The 16,829-nt window shown below is 43.6% G+C and carries 17 protein-coding genes; 14 read left to right on the top strand and 3 right to left on the bottom strand.

The features are described from left to right. Positions 1-10: 10 nt before the first annotated feature. Positions 11-940 carry a hypothetical protein gene (locus tag E7588_00750; GenBank protein ID MBE6687787.1) on the bottom strand — a complete coding sequence of 310 codons (930 nt, stop codon included), beginning with the start codon at positions 938-940 and terminating at the stop codon, positions 11-13. A 178-nt stretch (positions 941-1,118) separates the two neighbouring features. Beyond that, the gene (locus E7588_00745; GenBank protein MBE6687786.1) at positions 1,119-1,445 is read right to left on the bottom strand and encodes a DUF1540 domain-containing protein; all 327 of its coding nucleotides are present in this window, start codon (positions 1,443-1,445) and stop codon (positions 1,119-1,121) included. Between the two features lie 195 nt (positions 1,446-1,640). Between E7588_00745 and E7588_00740 the strand changes: the two genes are divergently transcribed. The 14 genes from E7588_00740 to E7588_00675 all read left to right on the top strand — a co-directional run bounded on the left by E7588_00740 (position 1,641) and on the right by E7588_00675 (position 15,806). Further along, a complete protein-coding gene (locus tag E7588_00740; protein ID MBE6687785.1) occupies positions 1,641-2,024 on the top strand; it encodes a GntR family transcriptional regulator in 384 nt (127 codons plus the stop codon). Next, on the top strand, positions 2,017-2,949 hold the full coding sequence (locus E7588_00735; GenBank protein MBE6687784.1) for an ABC transporter ATP-binding protein: 933 nt from the start codon (positions 2,017-2,019) through the stop codon (positions 2,947-2,949). Before E7588_00740 ends, E7588_00735 begins: the two co-directional genes overlap by 8 nt. Then, positions 2,942-5,212 (top strand): hypothetical protein, encoded by a 2,271-nt coding sequence (locus E7588_00730; protein ID MBE6687783.1) that lies wholly within the window; start codon positions 2,942-2,944, stop codon positions 5,210-5,212. The genes E7588_00735 and E7588_00730 overlap by 8 nt, the downstream gene beginning before the upstream one ends. A gap of 17 nt (positions 5,213-5,229) precedes the next feature. Next, on the top strand, positions 5,230-5,448 hold the full coding sequence (locus E7588_00725; protein ID MBE6687782.1) for a hypothetical protein: 219 nt from the start codon (positions 5,230-5,232) through the stop codon (positions 5,446-5,448). Between the two features lie 231 nt (positions 5,449-5,679). Next, positions 5,680-6,930: a DegT/DnrJ/EryC1/StrS family aminotransferase gene (locus tag E7588_00720; GenBank protein ID MBE6687781.1), complete on the top strand. Its 1,251-nt coding sequence runs from the start codon at positions 5,680-5,682 to the stop codon at positions 6,928-6,930. An 83-nt stretch (positions 6,931-7,013) separates the two neighbouring features. Beyond that, positions 7,014-8,054, top strand: coding sequence for a Gfo/Idh/MocA family oxidoreductase (locus E7588_00715; GenBank protein MBE6687780.1), 1,041 nt, complete (start codon positions 7,014-7,016; stop codon positions 8,052-8,054). A gap of 22 nt (positions 8,055-8,076) precedes the next feature. After that, positions 8,077-9,405, top strand: coding sequence for a hypothetical protein (locus E7588_00710; GenBank protein ID MBE6687779.1), 1,329 nt, complete (start codon positions 8,077-8,079; stop codon positions 9,403-9,405). Positions 9,406-9,542: 137 nt separating this feature from the next. Next, positions 9,543-10,574: a lipoate--protein ligase gene (locus E7588_00705; protein ID MBE6687778.1), complete on the top strand. Its 1,032-nt coding sequence runs from the start codon at positions 9,543-9,545 to the stop codon at positions 10,572-10,574. A 10-nt stretch (positions 10,575-10,584) separates the two neighbouring features. Further along, complete coding sequence (locus tag E7588_00700; GenBank protein MBE6687777.1) at positions 10,585-10,902, top strand: TrpR-like protein, YerC/YecD; 318 nt, start codon at positions 10,585-10,587, stop codon at positions 10,900-10,902. Then, positions 10,902-11,660, top strand: coding sequence for a class I SAM-dependent methyltransferase (locus E7588_00695; GenBank protein ID MBE6687776.1), 759 nt, complete (start codon positions 10,902-10,904; stop codon positions 11,658-11,660). The genes E7588_00700 and E7588_00695 overlap by 1 nt, the downstream gene beginning before the upstream one ends. Before the next feature lie 29 nt (positions 11,661-11,689). Beyond that, complete coding sequence (locus E7588_00690) at positions 11,690-12,559, top strand: Hsp33 family molecular chaperone HslO (GenBank protein ID MBE6687775.1); 870 nt, start codon at positions 11,690-11,692, stop codon at positions 12,557-12,559. Next, the gene (locus tag E7588_00685; protein MBE6687774.1) at positions 12,552-13,613 is read left to right on the top strand and encodes a hypothetical protein; all 1,062 of its coding nucleotides are present in this window, start codon (positions 12,552-12,554) and stop codon (positions 13,611-13,613) included. Before E7588_00690 ends, E7588_00685 begins: the two co-directional genes overlap by 8 nt. An 18-nt stretch (positions 13,614-13,631) precedes the next feature. Further along, the gene (metA, locus tag E7588_00680) at positions 13,632-14,555 is read left to right on the top strand and encodes a homoserine O-succinyltransferase (GenBank protein ID MBE6687773.1); all 924 of its coding nucleotides are present in this window, start codon (positions 13,632-13,634) and stop codon (positions 14,553-14,555) included. Positions 14,556-14,567: 12 nt separating this feature from the next. Next, positions 14,568-15,806: a 6-phosphofructokinase gene (locus tag E7588_00675; protein ID MBE6687772.1), complete on the top strand. Its 1,239-nt coding sequence runs from the start codon at positions 14,568-14,570 to the stop codon at positions 15,804-15,806. On the opposite strand, the gene E7588_00670 is transcribed toward E7588_00675, so the two are convergent. Continuing rightward, positions 15,803-16,774: a D-2-hydroxyacid dehydrogenase gene (locus E7588_00670; GenBank protein ID MBE6687771.1), complete on the bottom strand. Its 972-nt coding sequence runs from the start codon at positions 16,772-16,774 to the stop codon at positions 15,803-15,805. The two genes, E7588_00675 and E7588_00670, sit on opposite strands and share 4 nt — an antisense overlap. Positions 16,775-16,829 lie beyond the last annotated feature (55 nt).

Raw genomic sequence — 16,829 nt, 5'->3', positions numbered from 1 at the left:
ATAAACTCCTTTATACATTTATAAAATTATTCATTACATTGCTCAGAAGAAGAATCGCAACTATACCCAGCACAAGACCTGCATACTGCTTGGCATTATATCGTTCCTTAAATATAACCGCTGAAACAAGTGTACAGAATATCAAGCATCCTCCGTTTGCAATAGGGAAAAATATGATGCTGTCCATAACACCGGAAAGATAAAGATTGACACTGTGGTTTATTGCCGTTCCCACACCCACCACCGATGCTATTGCAACAGTAGCAGGCTTGATTGAAAACACCTTTGAAACAGATTTTTCGTTCTTGAGCACACTCAGGAACGACGCAACTGCGTAAATTGCAAACGCAACGATAAGGAACTCGTTCATCTGCGGTTCTCCATCGGGAACGTATGCTTGAAAAACTGTCTGCATAACTCCGAAGCCGCCGTTGAGGAAGAATACGATTATTGCGAAAAACAGCCACTTTGCACTTACGCTTTCATTCTTCTTCGGGTTGGCGTTGAAATAAAACATAATGAGCATTAAAACAACACCTATCACCTGGAAAACATTGATGCTCTGGTGAAACCATACCACTCCAAACAGTGCGGAAATAACCATACCGCAGGAGGAAAGGAGCGTTGTATAAGCAAAGGAACCCAGCCCCAGTGCACGGTAGAGTGCAAGCTGAAACCCGGTGAGTATGAGACCGAAAATACCGCCCATCATCAAAGTATACAGCGTGGGAATTTCCAATCCGCCCGAAAAAAGTCCCAATACAACAAAAGTAAGAATGGAGCACACTGAGGTTATCATGGTAAAGCGGGTAATATCCGTGCTTTTTTTAACCATTTTTTTGCCGAACAGATTATTAAAGGATTCGGCAGTAACAACTGCCACGGTAGTCAGCACCAGCAGCAAAGCGTTTGTTATTGTCATACAATATGTACCTTTCATAATTCAGTATTCATCGAGATGTAATTATATCACACATAAATGATAAAATCAATATCAATATTGACCAAAAAAATGCAAAATATCAACCATAAGATAAAGTAAAAACCTATGTAAAAAAATAACCGCAGACGAAAGCTTTTTCGTCTGCGGATTTGGCTAAACCGTATATTATCCCTTTTTATTTATCGCTGCATTTGAATGTGTCGCACTGTGTATCGGAGCAAGTACAGCACTTATTGCCGCAAATGTGAACATCGGCAGCGGTACAGCTGTTGTCGGCATTGTAATCACAATGCTTCGCATCGCATTCGATATACAGGTCACTTACAGGCTTTTCAACGGAAGAAATGAACTTCTTCACAATGTCATCCTTCTGAGAAAAGCTGTCACACTCGGTATCGCAGGTCTGAACTGCGTTCATCTTTCCAACCTTTATTGCGTCAAGACAGCAAAGGTTATCCTTATTATGAGTACAATCGGTAACGGTACAGCTTAATTTAGGCATATTATTTCACTTTCCTTTCGTTGTTGTGTCTTTAGTTTGCACATTAAAGAAAAAATAATTCCCGCCAACATAATATTTTTTTATCATTTTTTTCCAAAACTATTGACAAACACAATTTTTTATGATATCATACAACTGTACTAACACGAATAGTACACTTACGTCATTGCGAAAAGGGGTGAAAGTATGGCTACAATGATAAACGTTGATTTCCGCGACCGAAGACCTATTTACGAACAGCTTGTGGAATCGATAAAGGATCAAATAATGCGAGGGATACTTACCGAGGATGAGCAACTTCCTTCGGTCAGAGCGTTGGCGGCGGAATTAGGTATAAATCCCAACACAATTCAGAAGGCATACAGCGAGCTGGAGCGTCAGGGAATAACCTACACTGTTCTGGGAAAAGGATGTTTTGTTTCCATCATCGGCTCAAGCATTCTGGAAGCAAAAAAATCAGAAATCCTGAAAAAGCTTCACATAGCAGCAAAGGAGGCTAAAGATTTAGGAATAGACATGGCGGAGCTGGAAACTGCAATTCACAAAGGTTACTGTGGAGGTGACATTAAAAATGATTGAAATAATCAACATATCAAAAACCTATCCTTCCAGCGGTGTAAAATCACTGGATGATATAAATCTTAATATAAATAACGGATCTATACTTGGACTTGTCGGCACAAACGGCGCAGGAAAATCAACACTTCTGAGAATACTTGCAGGGGTTTACAGACCGGATAGCGGAAAGGTACTCATTGACGGTAACGGTGTGTTTGATAACAGAGAGCTGAAGCAAACACTATCCTACCTGCCGGACGACCATTATTTTTTCAAATCCGCAAATCTTTTACAGTGTGCGGAGTTTCACAAAAGGTTTTACCCCAACTTTTCGGATGAATATTTTGAAAAACTGGTGGGTAATTTCGGGCTGGACAAAAAACGTTTGCTTAATACATTTTCAAAAGGAATGCTTCGTCAATGCGAAGTGATACTGGCTCTTTCAACCATGCCCAAGTATATGTTATGCGACGAAACCTTTGACGGCCTCGACCCGCTTATGAGAGGTTATGCCAAGCGTGAGCTGATGGCTTATGTAGCTGAGCAGGGTGCTACGGTCATACTGTCCTCGCACAATCTGTACGAGCTGGAGGATCTTTGCGACCACATAGCGCTTATCGACAACGGCAAACTGGTTATAAACCGTTCACTTGACGATATAAAGGACAACATTTTCCGTTATCAGACGGTTATAGAAAATGCCCCGGAAAGTATCATTCCGCAGGATATAGAAATATCTTCTCTGACAAACAAGGGCAAGCTTTACAGCTTTATTGCGCCCGGTGCGGCTGATGAGATAGAAAGCAAATTCCGTGCGTACTGCGAAGATAACGGAAGCACGGTATCTTATTTTGAGCCCATACGCCTTACACTGGATGAAATCTTCTGTTACGAACTTAAAGCAAAAGGACTTACGGCATTTACGGGAGGTGAAATGAATGTTTAAGAACATTTCTCAATACATCCGTCACAATCTTAAAATCGGACGTTCCATAATCATTCTTCTGACGGTAGTTATGCTGATATGCGGTCCCATTCCCGTGTTTATGGAAATCGGCGATTATATGGACCGTTTTGACAACCGCATCGGTATCGAAAAAATGGATTATGCCAGAACTGTCGAACGTCAGTTACGCAGCATTTTTGACTTGACAGATGAGTACTATTCAATTTTTCTCAGCCTTATCGCCGCAGTTGCGGGACTTGTTCTGGCTTATGTACTTTTCTTCCATTTCAGGAAGAAAAATTCGGCTGACTTTTTCCTTTCCCTGCCGCTGACGCGCACGGAGTGCTACATTGCAAACTTCATTTCGGGTGTCATTTATTACGTTATCCCTCTGCTGTTCACCTCCGTTGTGACAATAGTCGGTCTTAACATAATGGGATCGTGGAAGTTCCTGAATATATCAAAGCTTTTATTTATGTCTGCCGAAAACAACGGAATGCTTGCCATGCTGGGCAACAATCTGGCGTTTTTCCTGCTCTTCTTTGCCATAGGAACAGTGGCGGTGCTTCTCACAAGCAACGGAATAAACGCGTTGGTAGTATACGGCACCATCAATTTTTACCCCATCGTATTCTTGGCAATGCTTTTGGCATCGGCAGAAATCTTCAACAATGACATAATTGATTTTTCTGAAAAAATACTGAAGGACATACTGCCAATCACACCCATTGTACGTATACTCGTGTACAACGAACTTGCTCCTACCGTATGGACATACGTCATGGCAGTAATATCCTCCGTAATTATCGGCGCATTGGGATGCTTTATCTGCAACATACGCCCTGCCGAAAGCTGGAGCAGCGCCATAGTATTCAAGCCTCTGCGCCTTATTTTGCAGTACATGTACTGCTTCATAGTCGCTTTTGCGGGCGGACTGTTCTTCTATGCCGTTTCAGACCGCTCTGTGATAAATATAATCGTAGGCTCTGTTATAGGTCTTGTAGTTTCATTTATGGTGCTCAACATCATATTTGAAAGAGACGTCAAAGCAATCTTTAAAAAGCCTTTGAGACTTTTATGGTCGGCTCTCATATTCATTGTTGTGTTTGTGGTTATAGTAATTGACATATTCGGTATATTCCGTTACCGTGAGCCCGCGTTATCTCAGGTAGATTATGTTGAGGTTTCACTCAATCACAGTGTAATAACGCAAAACTATTACACTGTCGATGAGCGTGAATTCTGTCTGAGCAGAATGGAATCGGATGAGGAAAAGGAAGCGGCCATAAAGCTGTATACCATGCTTCATGAACAGATACGAAACGGCAACTATTCGTATTTGTTCAACGGGCCGGAAAACTCGGTGAGCTACAGCGGATTGAAGATTTTCGATGACATAGCTTTAAGCAATCTCGGACGCAGTAATCATGTAGTTGTGCGTATGATGAAAAACCAAGAAGAGATACGCCCTCTGCGAAGCAGTTACTTCACAAGGACAGAGGAAATGTATGAGCTTTACAAAACCATATACGATTCTCCCTCCTACTCCGACCCTGTAATAACAGTGCTGGAGGACGCGGAATTTGTATGGGCACAGCCGGGCTCTAACCTTTTGAGATACAGCGATAATCCTGCAAAACTCGCGATATACTCAAAGGACGTTCTGGAAGAATTGCGACTGGCTCTTATTGAAGATTACAAGAATACCGACTTTGAAGGGCTTCAGGACAACACCCAATACACATTGGAGCTTCTGTACAATCTGAATGGAAATATAACATCGCTTGAAAACGAAAAAACATTTGTTACGGCTATTCAGACGGTCGACGTTGCTGACTACGATGTAATGAGAAACAACGTAGATTACGAGCGCAACATGACTATTTCAATTCCTGCAGGCTTTACACGAACCCTGGAAATACTCAGAAAGTATTCTTACCTTGATGAAATCGACAATCTCGTGGCGAAAGAAAATGCGAAAATCGTAAAGATTGATGTACAGATTTATTCCGATGAGGAACCGCTGCGGATTACGGAAGTTACAGACCGGGAAGAAATCGATCGCATCCTCAATGACACGGTAAACCGTGTTTCGCACTCCATGTCTTTCCCTAAAAGAGGCGTTGTTCTCTATTTGTACACAGGAGATGTCGAGTATAGTCCCGACAGCGATATGGTATATATGGCAGATTACGCGAAATACCAGGATGCCGACAACAATGTCCGCGTTGATTTTCTCAAACGCAATTCAACGCTTTACTGATACTGAAAGGAACGATTATGTATACATCCGAAGACTTCACTACGACGCAATTGAATATCATAAATGCCGTGAAGTCGTTACCGCGTAAACAACGTGAGGTTATTGTGCTTTACGATGTCCGACATCTTTGTGTTTCGCAAATTGCAACGCTGTTGGGAATCAGCGAATGCCTCGCCAAAAAACGCCTTGACCGTGCAAGGATTTATCTGCAAGAAAAACTAATTAAAACACTGTAAGTTCATTTTCTTCTTTTTCAAACATGCATCCGTGTCGTAAAAAGCATTCGGATGCATGTTTTTTACTAAAAAACATCTTTAAATTGCAAAGGTCTGTGTAAATTTTATATGGACAACATATATAAATAATGTTATACTTGTGACATCAATGTGATTATTGATTGACAATTGAAACTATATTTATACAAGAAAGGATATACAATCATGGCAAACAAAAATGAAGAACTCGTAATGAACGGTGCCGGTATTGCTGAAATCGGCTTTCCCATGTGGCCCCAGTTCGCTCCCGAAACATTAAAAGATATCCAGGAACCTATCATCAACGGTAAGGTTAACTACTGGACAGGTCCCAAAGGTATGGAATTTGAAGAAATGTGGAGAGAATGGATCGGCGCCAAGATGGCGATCTCCTGCACCAATGGTACTGCAGCGCTTCACATCGCTCTGGCAGCTCTCGGCATAGGCCCCGGCGACGAGGTTATCGTTACATCCTACTCCTTTATCGCTTCCTCTTTCGCAGTTGTTCAGGCGGGCGCTATCCCCGTATTCTGCGATGTTACCGAGGATCACACTCTCGACCCCGACAAGATTGAAGCTCTCATCACCCCCAGAACCAAGGGTATCGTTGTTGTTCACCTTTACGGTGTTGTTGCTGATATGGCAGGCATCATGGCTGTTGCAAAGAAGCACAACCTCAAGGTTGTTGAAGACTGTGCTCAGTGCTTCGGCGGTGAGTTCAACGGCGTTAAAGCCGGTTTGATCGGTGACGTAGGATGCTTCTCCTTCTGCCAGTCCAAGCACTTCACCACCGGCGGTGAGGGCGGTATGGTTGTTACCAACGACGAAGAAATCGGTTGGGAATGCCGTTCCTTCCGTGACCACGGTTACGATGTTAAGCAGAGAATGAGCATGCTCGCTCTGGAAGAAAAGCTCCCCTACATCCACAGAAGAGTAGGCTTCAACTACAGAATGACCGAAATCCAGTCTATCATCGGTATCAATGAGCTCAAGAGATTCGACAACTGGAATCTTGCAAGAAGAAAGAAATATGCTGCTATGTATGATAAGGCATTCGGCGGCATGAAGGGTATCAAGAAGCTGCCTGTTAACACCGAAGAGAGAAAGAACTCCTACTGGTGGTATCCTATCGTTATCGACAGAGATGCTCTTGACTGTGATGCTCCCGCTATCATTAAAGAGCTTGGCTCCATGAAAATTCCTTGCTATGGTATCCAGTGGCCCGAGGCTTACCTCGAAAAAGCTTACACCGAGCATCAGGGCTTCGGTTCCGCTCAGTTCCCCTTCGAATCCAAGGAATACACCGATGCGGCTTCCGTTGATTACACCAAGGCTCACTGTCCCGTTGCACACGACCTCAGATTTGCTACCGTTTGTCTGTTCCTGCATCCCTCTTGGGAAGAGGTACACATTAACAAGTGTATCGATGGTCTGACCCAGGTAATCAAGAATCATCTGAAATAAGATATAAACGGGAACGGCACACGCGCAGGTGTGTGCCCGTTCCCATTTTTGTATTCTTCAACCACCAGAAAGGAATTATCTATATGAAAAAGGTAAAATGGGGCGTTATAGGCGCCGGCGGTATCGCTGACAGAAGAACCATTCCCGGCATGATGCTGGCTAAAAATGCCGAGCTTGTTGCCGTTATGGAAATCAACATGGAACTCAGCGAAAAAATCCGTGCAAAATACAACGCAAAAAGAGCTTACGATAATGCAGAAGCTCTCCTCGCAGACCCCGAGGTAGAAGCAGTATACATTGCTTCTCCCGTTGGCTGTCATCTTGAACAGATAATAGCCGCAGCCAAGGCAAAGAAACATGTGCTTTCCGAAAAACCCATTGCAATGACTGTTGCGGATGCTGAAAAAGCAAAAGCCGCCTGCGACGAAAACGGTGTTCTCTCCGCTTCCGGCTTTATGATGCGTTACCACGCTTACCACCAGGCAATGAAAAAGCTTATTGCAGACGGCGAACTGGGCGATATCGTTTCCTGTCGCGGTCAGCTGACCTGCTGGTATCCTCCGATGGAAGGTGCATGGCGTCAGAAGAAGGAGCTTTCCGGTGGCGGCGCTCTTATTGACATGGGTATCCACTGTATCGACCTTATTGAATACATCACCGGCTCCAAGGCTGTCAAGGTTGCCGCTTTCAACGATACTCTTACTCACGGCTACAATGTAGATGACACCTCCAATGTTATTCTTAAGCTTTCAAACGGTGCTCATGCATACGTTGATTCCAACTTCAACATTCCCGACGCTGCCGCAAAATGCCGTCTCGAATTCTACGGCACCCGCGGAAGTATTTTGGCTGAAGGCACTATCGGTCAGGTTGAGGGCGGTACAGTTTCGGTTGTTATTTCCGGTGAAAGCGGTTATGACGCAGCTCAGAACCGTGTGGATGTGACTCCCAAGCAACTGGATGTTGAATTCGGCAACATGTACACCAAGGAAATCGAGTCCTTCTCCGATTCCATTCTCAACGGTACTCCCGTTGAAGTTCCTATGTCCGATGCTATATGGATGCAGAAGGTTATTGATGCTGCATACCGCGCATCCGACGAAGGAAAAACTATTACACTTTAATTTTTGAAAGAGGTAAAAAACCATGTTGAAAGCAGGTTTTGCAAGAATAGATATCACTCCCCAGCTGGGTACCTGTATTGCAGGATACTATGCACGCAGAGTGGCAGACGGAATTGTAGATCCGCTTCTGGCTTCCGCTTTGGTAGTAGATGACGGCGAAAAACGTGCCGCAATCCTCAGCATTGACGTAATTTCCATCCCAACCGCCGTTTATAAAAAGGTGCTTGAAAAAGTATGTGAGGTCAACAAGCTTGACCCGGCGGCTGTCATTATGGCCTGCACACATACGCACACCGGCCCTGTCTTTGCAGATACTACCTACAATCAAGCCAGTGAACTGTACAACGAAATGTTCGCCTGCAAAATAAGCGATGTTGTTGCGCTCGCTATTCAGGACCTCAAGCCCGTTGAAATCAAAACCGGTCTTTCCAAGGCTGAAAACATCTCCTTTATCCGCAGATATAAGATGAAGGACGGCAAAGTTCAGACCAACCCCGGTGTCGACAATCCCAACATCGACCATCCAATCGGAGAAAACGATGAAAGCGTTCAGGTCGTTTCTCTCGCACAACAGGGCGGTCATGAAATCATTCTGGTCAACTTCCAGGTGCACGCAGACGTTGTGGGCGGAACGAAATTCTCCGCTGACTTCCCCAAATATGTTCGTGATACTGTTGAAGAAGTTCTTCCCAACACCAAGTGCATTTTCTATAACGGTGCAGAGGGTGATACCAACCACATCAACGTTCATCCTCCCAAAACCAAGAGAAAAATTGAAATCCAGCATGCAAACATCGGTGAAGGTGGCGTGGGCCATGCGAAAACCATGGGTCGCATAATTGCCGGTACTGTACTTGGTCTTTATGAAAAGCTTGAGCCTTCGGATGACGGCAATGTAGATTACAGACAGGATTTTGCTATTGTAGGCGCTAACAAGGGTACTCCCGAAGAAATTGAGGCAGCTATTCCCATTGTCGAAAAGGACAAGAGAGGCGAATTCGTAACCAACAATATGGAGGACGTAAGTCTTCTTGCAAAATGTTACCGTGTCCTCAGAATGGAAAAGTTCCCTTCCGACCACCACGAGCTTCGCGTTACCGCCATTAAGTTTGCCAACATCTGCTTTGTTGCATTCCCCGGCGAGCCTTTTACCGAAATTGGTCGTCAGGTAAAGAATGCTTCCGGTTTTGAAAGATGCTTTATCTGCTGCTGCGCAAATGGTTCCGAAGGTTACTTCCCCACTCGTGATGCTTACGAGGGTGGATACGAGTCAGGTTCCAGCCCATTCAAGCCCAACGTTGCCGAAGTTCTTATCAACAAAGCAAACGAGCTTGTCAAGGAATTGAGATAATAAACCTTTTTTTACAAAATTTTGCTGTCCGAAACAAAGTTTCGGACAGCGTTTTTTTATTTATTTATCGAAAACATTAATTTTAAGGCATAAAATTTAAAAAGTTTCACTTTAGTTCTTTACAAAACCAAAATTAAATGTTATACTATATACTGTATAATTTCATACAAACCGAGCCGGAGGATACCGTGATCACAATTAATACAAATTCTTTTGACCCATACTACAATCTGGCGGTTGAGGAATATTTTCTTACAAACAACGATGAAGATGTTTTCATGCTGTGGCGGAACAACAATACCGCTGTCATAGGAAAAAATCAGAATGTATACGCGGAAATAAATATTCCATACGCCAAGGAAAAGAACATCACCGTCGTTCGCCGTATTACCGGTGGCGGAGCGGTATATCACGATTTGGGAAATGTAAATTATACCTTTATTACTTCACGGGAAAAATCGGGAGTATTGAATTTTTCTTACTTCACCTCCCCCATTATTTCGGTGCTTTCGCAGTATGGTATAAATGCCGAGCTTTCCGGAAGAAACGACATTCTCTATAATGGAATGAAATTTTCCGGAAATGCACAGTACTCCACCGACTCGCGAACCCTGCATCACGGCACATTGCTTTTTGACAGCGACCTTTCAATAATGCCGAATCTGTTGACAGTTGATCCCGACAAAATTAAATCAAAGTCAATAAAATCCGTCAAAAGCCGTGTTTCAAATCTGAAGCCGCTTTTTGAAAATTCCGACATTGCAGTCGAGGATTTTATGAACCTCATTGGAGATCACGTTCAAAAGATGTACAGGCCAACAGCGCATACCATCACTGCCGCAGAAAATGAAAAAATCCTTAAGCTCAGGGAAAAGTACGCCTCTCACGATTGGACCTTTACACCCAGAGGGACATACGAAAACCGCGCTAAAAAGTATTTTTCGTTTGGATTAGTGGACATTCGCTACACCGTAAAATGTGCAGTTATTACGCATATCGGCATATACGGTGACTTTTTCGGTACGAAAGATACGGCTGAAATTGAAAACCTTCTTACAGGTGTACGCCATGAAAGACATGCTGTCACAGCCGCACTTGAAAATATTAAAATCGAAAATTATATCGGATCCATGACCAAAGCCGATTTTATCAATATGTTATTTGAATAGGAGAGAAAAAATGAACGATAAACTCAAAAGTGCAAATATCAACTATCTTTTTAAAGCCATACTTTCATTGGAAGACATGGAGGAATGCTATAACTTTTTTGAGGATTTGTGCACAGCCTCGGAGCTTTGCGAAATGTCCAAGCGCCTTGAGGTGGCAAGGCTTCTCCGACAGAACGTTATATACAACGATATTGCGGACAAAACAGGACTCAGTACCGCTACAATAAGCCGAGTAAATCGTTGTCTCAAATACGGTTCTGACGGATATCTGCGTGTTCTTGATCGCCTGGAAGCGCTGGAAGAACAGGAAAAACGAGGAAACCGCTGATGTCTGAGCAGTATTCAAATCTCGCTGCTTACTATGACATTCTCAATGACGGTGTGGATTACGATGAATGGTTCGTTTTTTTGAAAAATGTTTGTAAAAGAAACGGCTTCTCCCCCTCCTCGGTGCTGGATTTAGCCTGTGGTACGGGGCAAATGGCACTTCGTTTTGCGCGTGAAGGCTATGATACCACAGCCATTGACTTATCCCCCGAAATGCTTGCTCTCGCAAGACAGAAGGCGGACAGCGAAAAGCTTGATATACTTTTTCTGAACCAGGACATGGCGGAGTTTGAACTGTACGGGACAGTAGACCTTATCGTTTGCTGTCTTGACAGTATAAATTATCTCACGCATCCCGACGATGTTGTATCATGTTTTTGTAATGTGCAAAACTATCTTAACCACGGCGGATATTTTATTTTTGATATAAATTCAGAATACAAATTTAAAAATATATACGCAGATAACGCCTACGTTTTTGAAAGCGACAATGTTTTCTGCACATGGCAGAATTATTATAAATCCTCCACACGCATGTGTGATTTTTATCTGGATTTTTTCGTACGCGACGGCGATTTGTACCGACGCTTCAGTGAAACTCAACGTGAGCGTTGTTACACCTTGAGACAAATGCTCACCTACATTAAAACCGCCGGTCTTGAAGCAGTCGGCATATACAGCGACTTCGACTTTACTCCGGCAGATATGAAAAATCAAGAAGAAACGGAAAGATTTTATTTAGTATGCAGAAAAATGTAACCAGCGACAATTCCATAATAACAAGAATAATGACATGCGACGGAAGTGCTATGCTTATAATAGCCAATTCCACGCAAATTGTAAAAAAAGCCGCCGAGATACACGGTCTTTCACACACCATGACCGCCGTATTGGGACGTGCGCTTACCGCAACGTCTCTTATGGGCTCACTGCTCAAGGACAAAGAGCATTCTCTTACGCTTCAGTTAAAGGGTGACGGCCCCGGAGGAAGCGTTGTGTGCGTATCCGATTATTTGGGGAACGTGCGTGGTTATGTTCAGAATCCCTCGCTCGACCTGCCGCCCAACAAATTCGGCAAGATAGACGTAGGCGGTGCAGTGGGAAAAGGTAACTTATATATAATAAAAGACCTTGGACTAAATGAGCCGTACGTAGGTCTCTCGCCTATTGTAAGCGGTGAAATAGCAGAGGATATAACCGAATACTACGCTTCGAGTGAACAGACGCCGTCCGTATGTGCTTTGGGCGTACGTGTTTCCGATGAGCACATCTGCTTTGCAGCAGGCGGTTTTCTTCTGCAGCTTATGCCGGGCGCGGATGAAAACGTTATTGTTACTCTCGAAAACAACATAAAGAATCTCAAATCGGTCTCTCAGCTCATCGCAGACGGCCTCACAGGTGAAGAAATCGGTGCTAAGGTGCTCAACGGCATTGACTTCGACATTTTCGACACAATAAGTGTCGATTACAAATGTCCCTGCTCGCGTGAAAAATATGAAGGGGCGCTTCTCAGTCTTGGAATAACCGAGCTTGAGGACTTAGCTAAAGATCCTAACGGCATAGAAACCGTATGCCATTTCTGCAACGGAAAGTATAATTTTGCCTCCGAAGAAATAAAGGCAATGATCGAATATCTTAAGGGGAAAAGCGATGAGTAAAAAACAATTCTCAATGCAGAAGTATTGGGATGATTTAGCCGCCAACCACAAACCCGAAATGACTTTTGAAGGAAAAAGCAAAAGCGATTTTGAGCTATGGTATGACAAAGCGTATGAAAAATACTGTGAGCTTTTGGGTATGGGTAAAATAAAAAAAGTTCCGCTTGAAGCGGAAATCGAGGACACATTCGAAAAAGACGGTCTCATTTATGAGCGCGTTGTTTTCGACTGCGACGACAACATGTCGGTTCCTTGCTATGTTATTCGCCCCAAGGATATGAAAAGGAACAAAAAGAACGCGGCTATCGTATGTTCGCACGGTCACGGCCCGTGGGGTAAGTTCCCCGTTGCGGGTATCACCGATTATCCCGGAACGGACAAGCAAGCAATCATTGAAAATATAAAACGCTGCAACTATAATTACGGCGAACAGATGGCACATCACGGCTTTATGACAATCTGCCCCGATCTGAGAGGATTTGGCGAAAGGCGTGACGGTCTTGGCCCCATAAAGCCCTTTCCCGGACGTGACAGCTGTAATATAAATTTTTTAAAAGGCGCAATGTTCGGTGTATACACACTTATGCTCAATATACATGACATGGGGTGTTGTATAGATTATCTCCAATCCCGTGAAGAAATTGATCCCGAACGCATCGGAATGATGGGACTTAGCCAGGGCGGAACAATGACCTGCTTTACATCCGCATTTGACAAGCGAATCAAATGTGCCGACATCATATGCTACGGAAGCCCATTCAAGTATTTTGCCATAGGAAATGCAAACTGGTGCGGTTCTCAGATGGTTCCCGAAATATACAAGTATTTTGACACTTTTGATATTGCGGGGATGATTGCTCCCAGACCTCTTCTTATGGAAATAGGCACACGTGATTCCTGCTTCTCGTATGAAACTGTCAAAACCGGTTTTGACAATGTTAAAAGAATTTACACTGCCGCAGAGGCCCAAAAGGATTTGTACAGCGATATATTCGACGGTGAACATTCATTCGGCGGAAACTTAGCACCCGAATTTTTCAAAAAATACTTATAATGCATCCGGAGGGGTATTATGCCCATAAAAATACCAAATTTATTACCCGCACGTGAAACGCTGGAAAACGAAAACATTTTCGTAATGAACGAAATACGTGCACAGCATCAGGACATCCGTCCGCTTCGTATTGCCATTCTGAACCTGATGCCCACAAAAATTGTTACAGAAACACAGATTCTTCGTCTGCTTTCAAACACACCATTGCAAATTGACATTACATTTTTGCAGACCGAAAGTTATAAGTCGAAAAACACATCTGAAGAGCATCTGACTGCTTTTTATAAAAACTTTTCTGACGTAAAAGATGAAAAATTCGACGGCTTGATAATAACAGGTGCACCGGTTGAAAATCTTGAATTTGAAGAGGTTGTATACTGGAAAGAGCTGTGCGAAATAATGGACTGGTCGCGCACCAATGTTCACTCTTCAATATTTATTTGTTGGGCAGCGCAAGCAGCGCTTTACCACAAATACGGAATTCCCAAATACCCCATAGACCAAAAAATGTTCGGCATATTTGAACATAAAATACACAATCCCTCTCACCCCATCGTGCGTGGATTTGATGAGTGCTTTTACGCCCCGCATTCACGTCACAGTGAGGTACGCCGGGAGGATATTTTGAAGTGCAGTAAGCTTGAAATACTTTCTGAAAGTGATATTGCCGGTGTGTACATGGTGGCGGCAAAAAATAACCGTTATTTCTTCATAACGGGTCACCCGGAATACGATTACGACACACTTTCCAAGGAATACTTCAGGGACGTTGACAAGGGGCTGGATATCAAAGTACCTTACAACTATTTCCCCGGGGACAATCCAAACCAAAAGCCTGTCAACAAATGGCGTTCCCACGCTCATTTACTTTATTCCAACTGGCTAAACTACTTTGTATACCAAGAAACCCCTTTCAATATTAACAATATTACACAAGAATAAGGAGAATAAAAAATGCTTAACGCTATTGTAGGTCAGTCCGGCGGCCCTACCGCCGCAATTAATGCAACTCTTGCGGGTGTAATCCGCGGATACCGCCAGCACAAAGATGAAATCGGTACACTTTACGGTGCATACAACGGCATCGAGGGTGTTCTCGCAGAACGCTTCTGCAATCTGGGAGAAAAAGTAGACACCGATGAAAAGCTTGAAATATTGAAAACCACTCCCGCAGCCGCTCTCGGCTCTTGTCGTCTTAAGCTTCCGGATATCAAAAAGCTGGACACAGACCCCGAATGCAAAAAAACATACGAAAAGCTTTTTGATATTTTTAAGAAACACAACATCGGATATTTCTTCTATATCGGCGGTAACGACTCCATGGATACCGTTTATAAAATATCCGAATATTCAAAGGTTTCCGATTGGAAAATGAAGGTTATCGGTATTCCCAAGACCATCGACAATGACCTTGTAGCCACAGACCACACACCCGGATTCGGTTCTGCCGCAAAGTATATTGCAACCTCCATGCAGGAAATTATACGCGACTGTTCGGTTTACACAGTTAAAGCCGTAACAATAGTTGAAATCATGGGACGTGATGCAGGATGGCTCACCGCCTCTGCAGGTCTGCCCAAAATTGTTTCGGGTGTTTCGCCTGACCTCATTTATCTGCCCGAAAAGCCCTTCAATGTTGACGAATTCATCGAAGACGTAAAGCAAAAGCTGAGCGAAAAGTCCGCTGTTGTTGTAGCAGTTTCCGAGGGTATACGCGACAAGGACGGAAAATATGCCGGTGAATCTGCTCAGAGCGGCAGTGTCGATGCTTTTGGTCACAAATACCTTTCCGGCACAGGAAAGGCGCTTGAACTCATTGTTAAAGATCGTATCGGCTGCAAGGTTCGTTCTGTCGAGCTTAATATTCTTCAGCGTTGTGCGGCTCATCTCGGCTCTCTCACCGACATAGAAGAGGGTGTTGACATCGCCAACTTTGCAGTTGACAATGCCATCGCAGGCAAAACCGGTATGATGGCTTCCTACAAGCGTCTGCCCGGCAAGGAATACAAGTGCGAATTTGAGCTTATCGATATTTCCACAATTGCAAACGCAGTACGCAGTGTTCCGCTCAACTATATCAATGAGCGCGGAAACTTTGTTACCGACGAATGCCTTGAGTATATACTTCCTCTGATAAAAGGAGAGACCGCTCCCAAATATGAGAACGGTCTGCCGGTTCACATTATTCTTTAATTACCGTCTGATCTGCGGTATCCTGTATTCATGTCTACCGTATTGATGAGAGGTTTTCCCTCAAAATATCTTGTGATATTCTGTGCGGCAATGGATATTATTCGATCATGAGTTTCACGCAGATGGAAAAAACCTGATATATGCGGAGTCACAACCGCATTTCTGATTTTCCAAATTCTGTGCTCTGCGGGAAGCGGCTCCGGATCTGTCACATCAAGACTTGCTCCCAGTAGCTTTCCGCTTTCCAAGGCATCACATAGTGCCTCGGTATCCACAGCACTGCCTCTGCCTACGTTTATAAGCACCGACCTTTCTTTCATCAAAGCAATTCTCTCTCTCGAAAAAAGCTTATCCGTCTGAGGTGTCTGAGGAATGGAAAGTGCCACAATATCTGCCTGTGGCAGAAGCTTATCAAGCATTTCGGGCATGTAAAGCTCATCGACATATTCAGGGCATTTTTGAGCGGTACGGCGTATACCTATAATGTGAGCGCCCAATGCTTTCATTTTTCGTGCAAAGGTACTTCCTATATCGCCTAATCCTACAACAAGTACGGTTTTACCTTCTATGGTTTCCACACTACCTTCATCCTGCCACAGACTGTTATTTTGGTTATCTCTGTAATAATGCAGTTTTTTGTATATTTCCAGCAAAGTGCCTATCATGTGCTCGGCTATTGCAAGTCCAAATGCACCGCTGGCATTTGTAAGAGTACAGCCTTTAGGAAGTATACCGGGAGCAGCGTAGGTATCCGAGCCCGCAGTGCTGAGCTGAAGCCATTTGAGCGATGTGCATGAATTTACAACATTCAGCGGAATGTTGCCGAGCATTATTTCGCTGTTTTTTATATCGCGGAGCTCGATTATTTTACTGTCGATATAATTTATCGCCGCTCTGCCATCGACAGCCCTTTCAAGCATTTCCTTATGATAGGATAATGTTGGTATTACGCAGGTTATTTCTTTCATAATTTTCCCCTATATATTTAAAATTTTAAAATTATAATCTTTTCAGGAGCATTGA

The sequence above is a fragment of the Oscillospiraceae bacterium genome (assembly GCA_015065085.1).
In the GTDB taxonomy this organism is placed as follows: Bacteria; Bacillota; Clostridia; order Oscillospirales; family SIG627; genus SIG627.
This window is presented reverse-complemented; position numbering and strand designations above follow the sequence as displayed.

Excerpts from the sequence above, each read along its gene's own strand:
- E7588_00685 (MBE6687774.1), top strand. The coding sequence starts at position 12,552 with ATGAGTAAAAAACAATTCTCAATGCAGAAGTATTGGGATGATTTAGCC.
- metA (MBE6687773.1), top strand. The coding sequence starts at position 13,632 with ATGCCCATAAAAATACCAAATTTATTACCCGCACGTGAAACGCTGGAA.
- E7588_00740 (MBE6687785.1), top strand. The coding sequence starts at position 1,641 with ATGATAAACGTTGATTTCCGCGACCGAAGACCTATTTACGAACAGCTT.
- E7588_00750 (MBE6687787.1), bottom strand. The coding sequence starts at position 940 with ATGAAAGGTACATATTGTATGACAATAACAAACGCTTTGCTGCTGGTG.
- E7588_00700 (MBE6687777.1), top strand. The coding sequence starts at position 10,585 with ATGAACGATAAACTCAAAAGTGCAAATATCAACTATCTTTTTAAAGCC.
- E7588_00675 (MBE6687772.1), top strand. The coding sequence starts at position 14,568 with ATGCTTAACGCTATTGTAGGTCAGTCCGGCGGCCCTACCGCCGCAATT.
- E7588_00670 (MBE6687771.1), bottom strand. The coding sequence starts at position 16,774 with ATGAAAGAAATAACCTGCGTAATACCAACATTATCCTATCATAAGGAA.
- E7588_00730 (MBE6687783.1), top strand. The coding sequence starts at position 2,942 with ATGTTTAAGAACATTTCTCAATACATCCGTCACAATCTTAAAATCGGA.
- E7588_00715 (MBE6687780.1), top strand. The coding sequence starts at position 7,014 with ATGAAAAAGGTAAAATGGGGCGTTATAGGCGCCGGCGGTATCGCTGAC.
- E7588_00735 (MBE6687784.1), top strand. The coding sequence starts at position 2,017 with ATGATTGAAATAATCAACATATCAAAAACCTATCCTTCCAGCGGTGTA.
- E7588_00710 (MBE6687779.1), top strand. The coding sequence starts at position 8,077 with ATGTTGAAAGCAGGTTTTGCAAGAATAGATATCACTCCCCAGCTGGGT.
- E7588_00720 (MBE6687781.1), top strand. The coding sequence starts at position 5,680 with ATGAACGGTGCCGGTATTGCTGAAATCGGCTTTCCCATGTGGCCCCAG.
- E7588_00725 (MBE6687782.1), top strand. The coding sequence starts at position 5,230 with ATGTATACATCCGAAGACTTCACTACGACGCAATTGAATATCATAAAT.
- E7588_00745 (MBE6687786.1), bottom strand. The coding sequence starts at position 1,445 with ATGCCTAAATTAAGCTGTACCGTTACCGATTGTACTCATAATAAGGAT.
- E7588_00705 (MBE6687778.1), top strand. The coding sequence starts at position 9,543 with ATGTTATACTATATACTGTATAATTTCATACAAACCGAGCCGGAGGAT.
- E7588_00690 (MBE6687775.1), top strand. The coding sequence starts at position 11,690 with ATGACATGCGACGGAAGTGCTATGCTTATAATAGCCAATTCCACGCAA.
- E7588_00695 (MBE6687776.1), top strand. The coding sequence starts at position 10,902 with ATGTCTGAGCAGTATTCAAATCTCGCTGCTTACTATGACATTCTCAAT.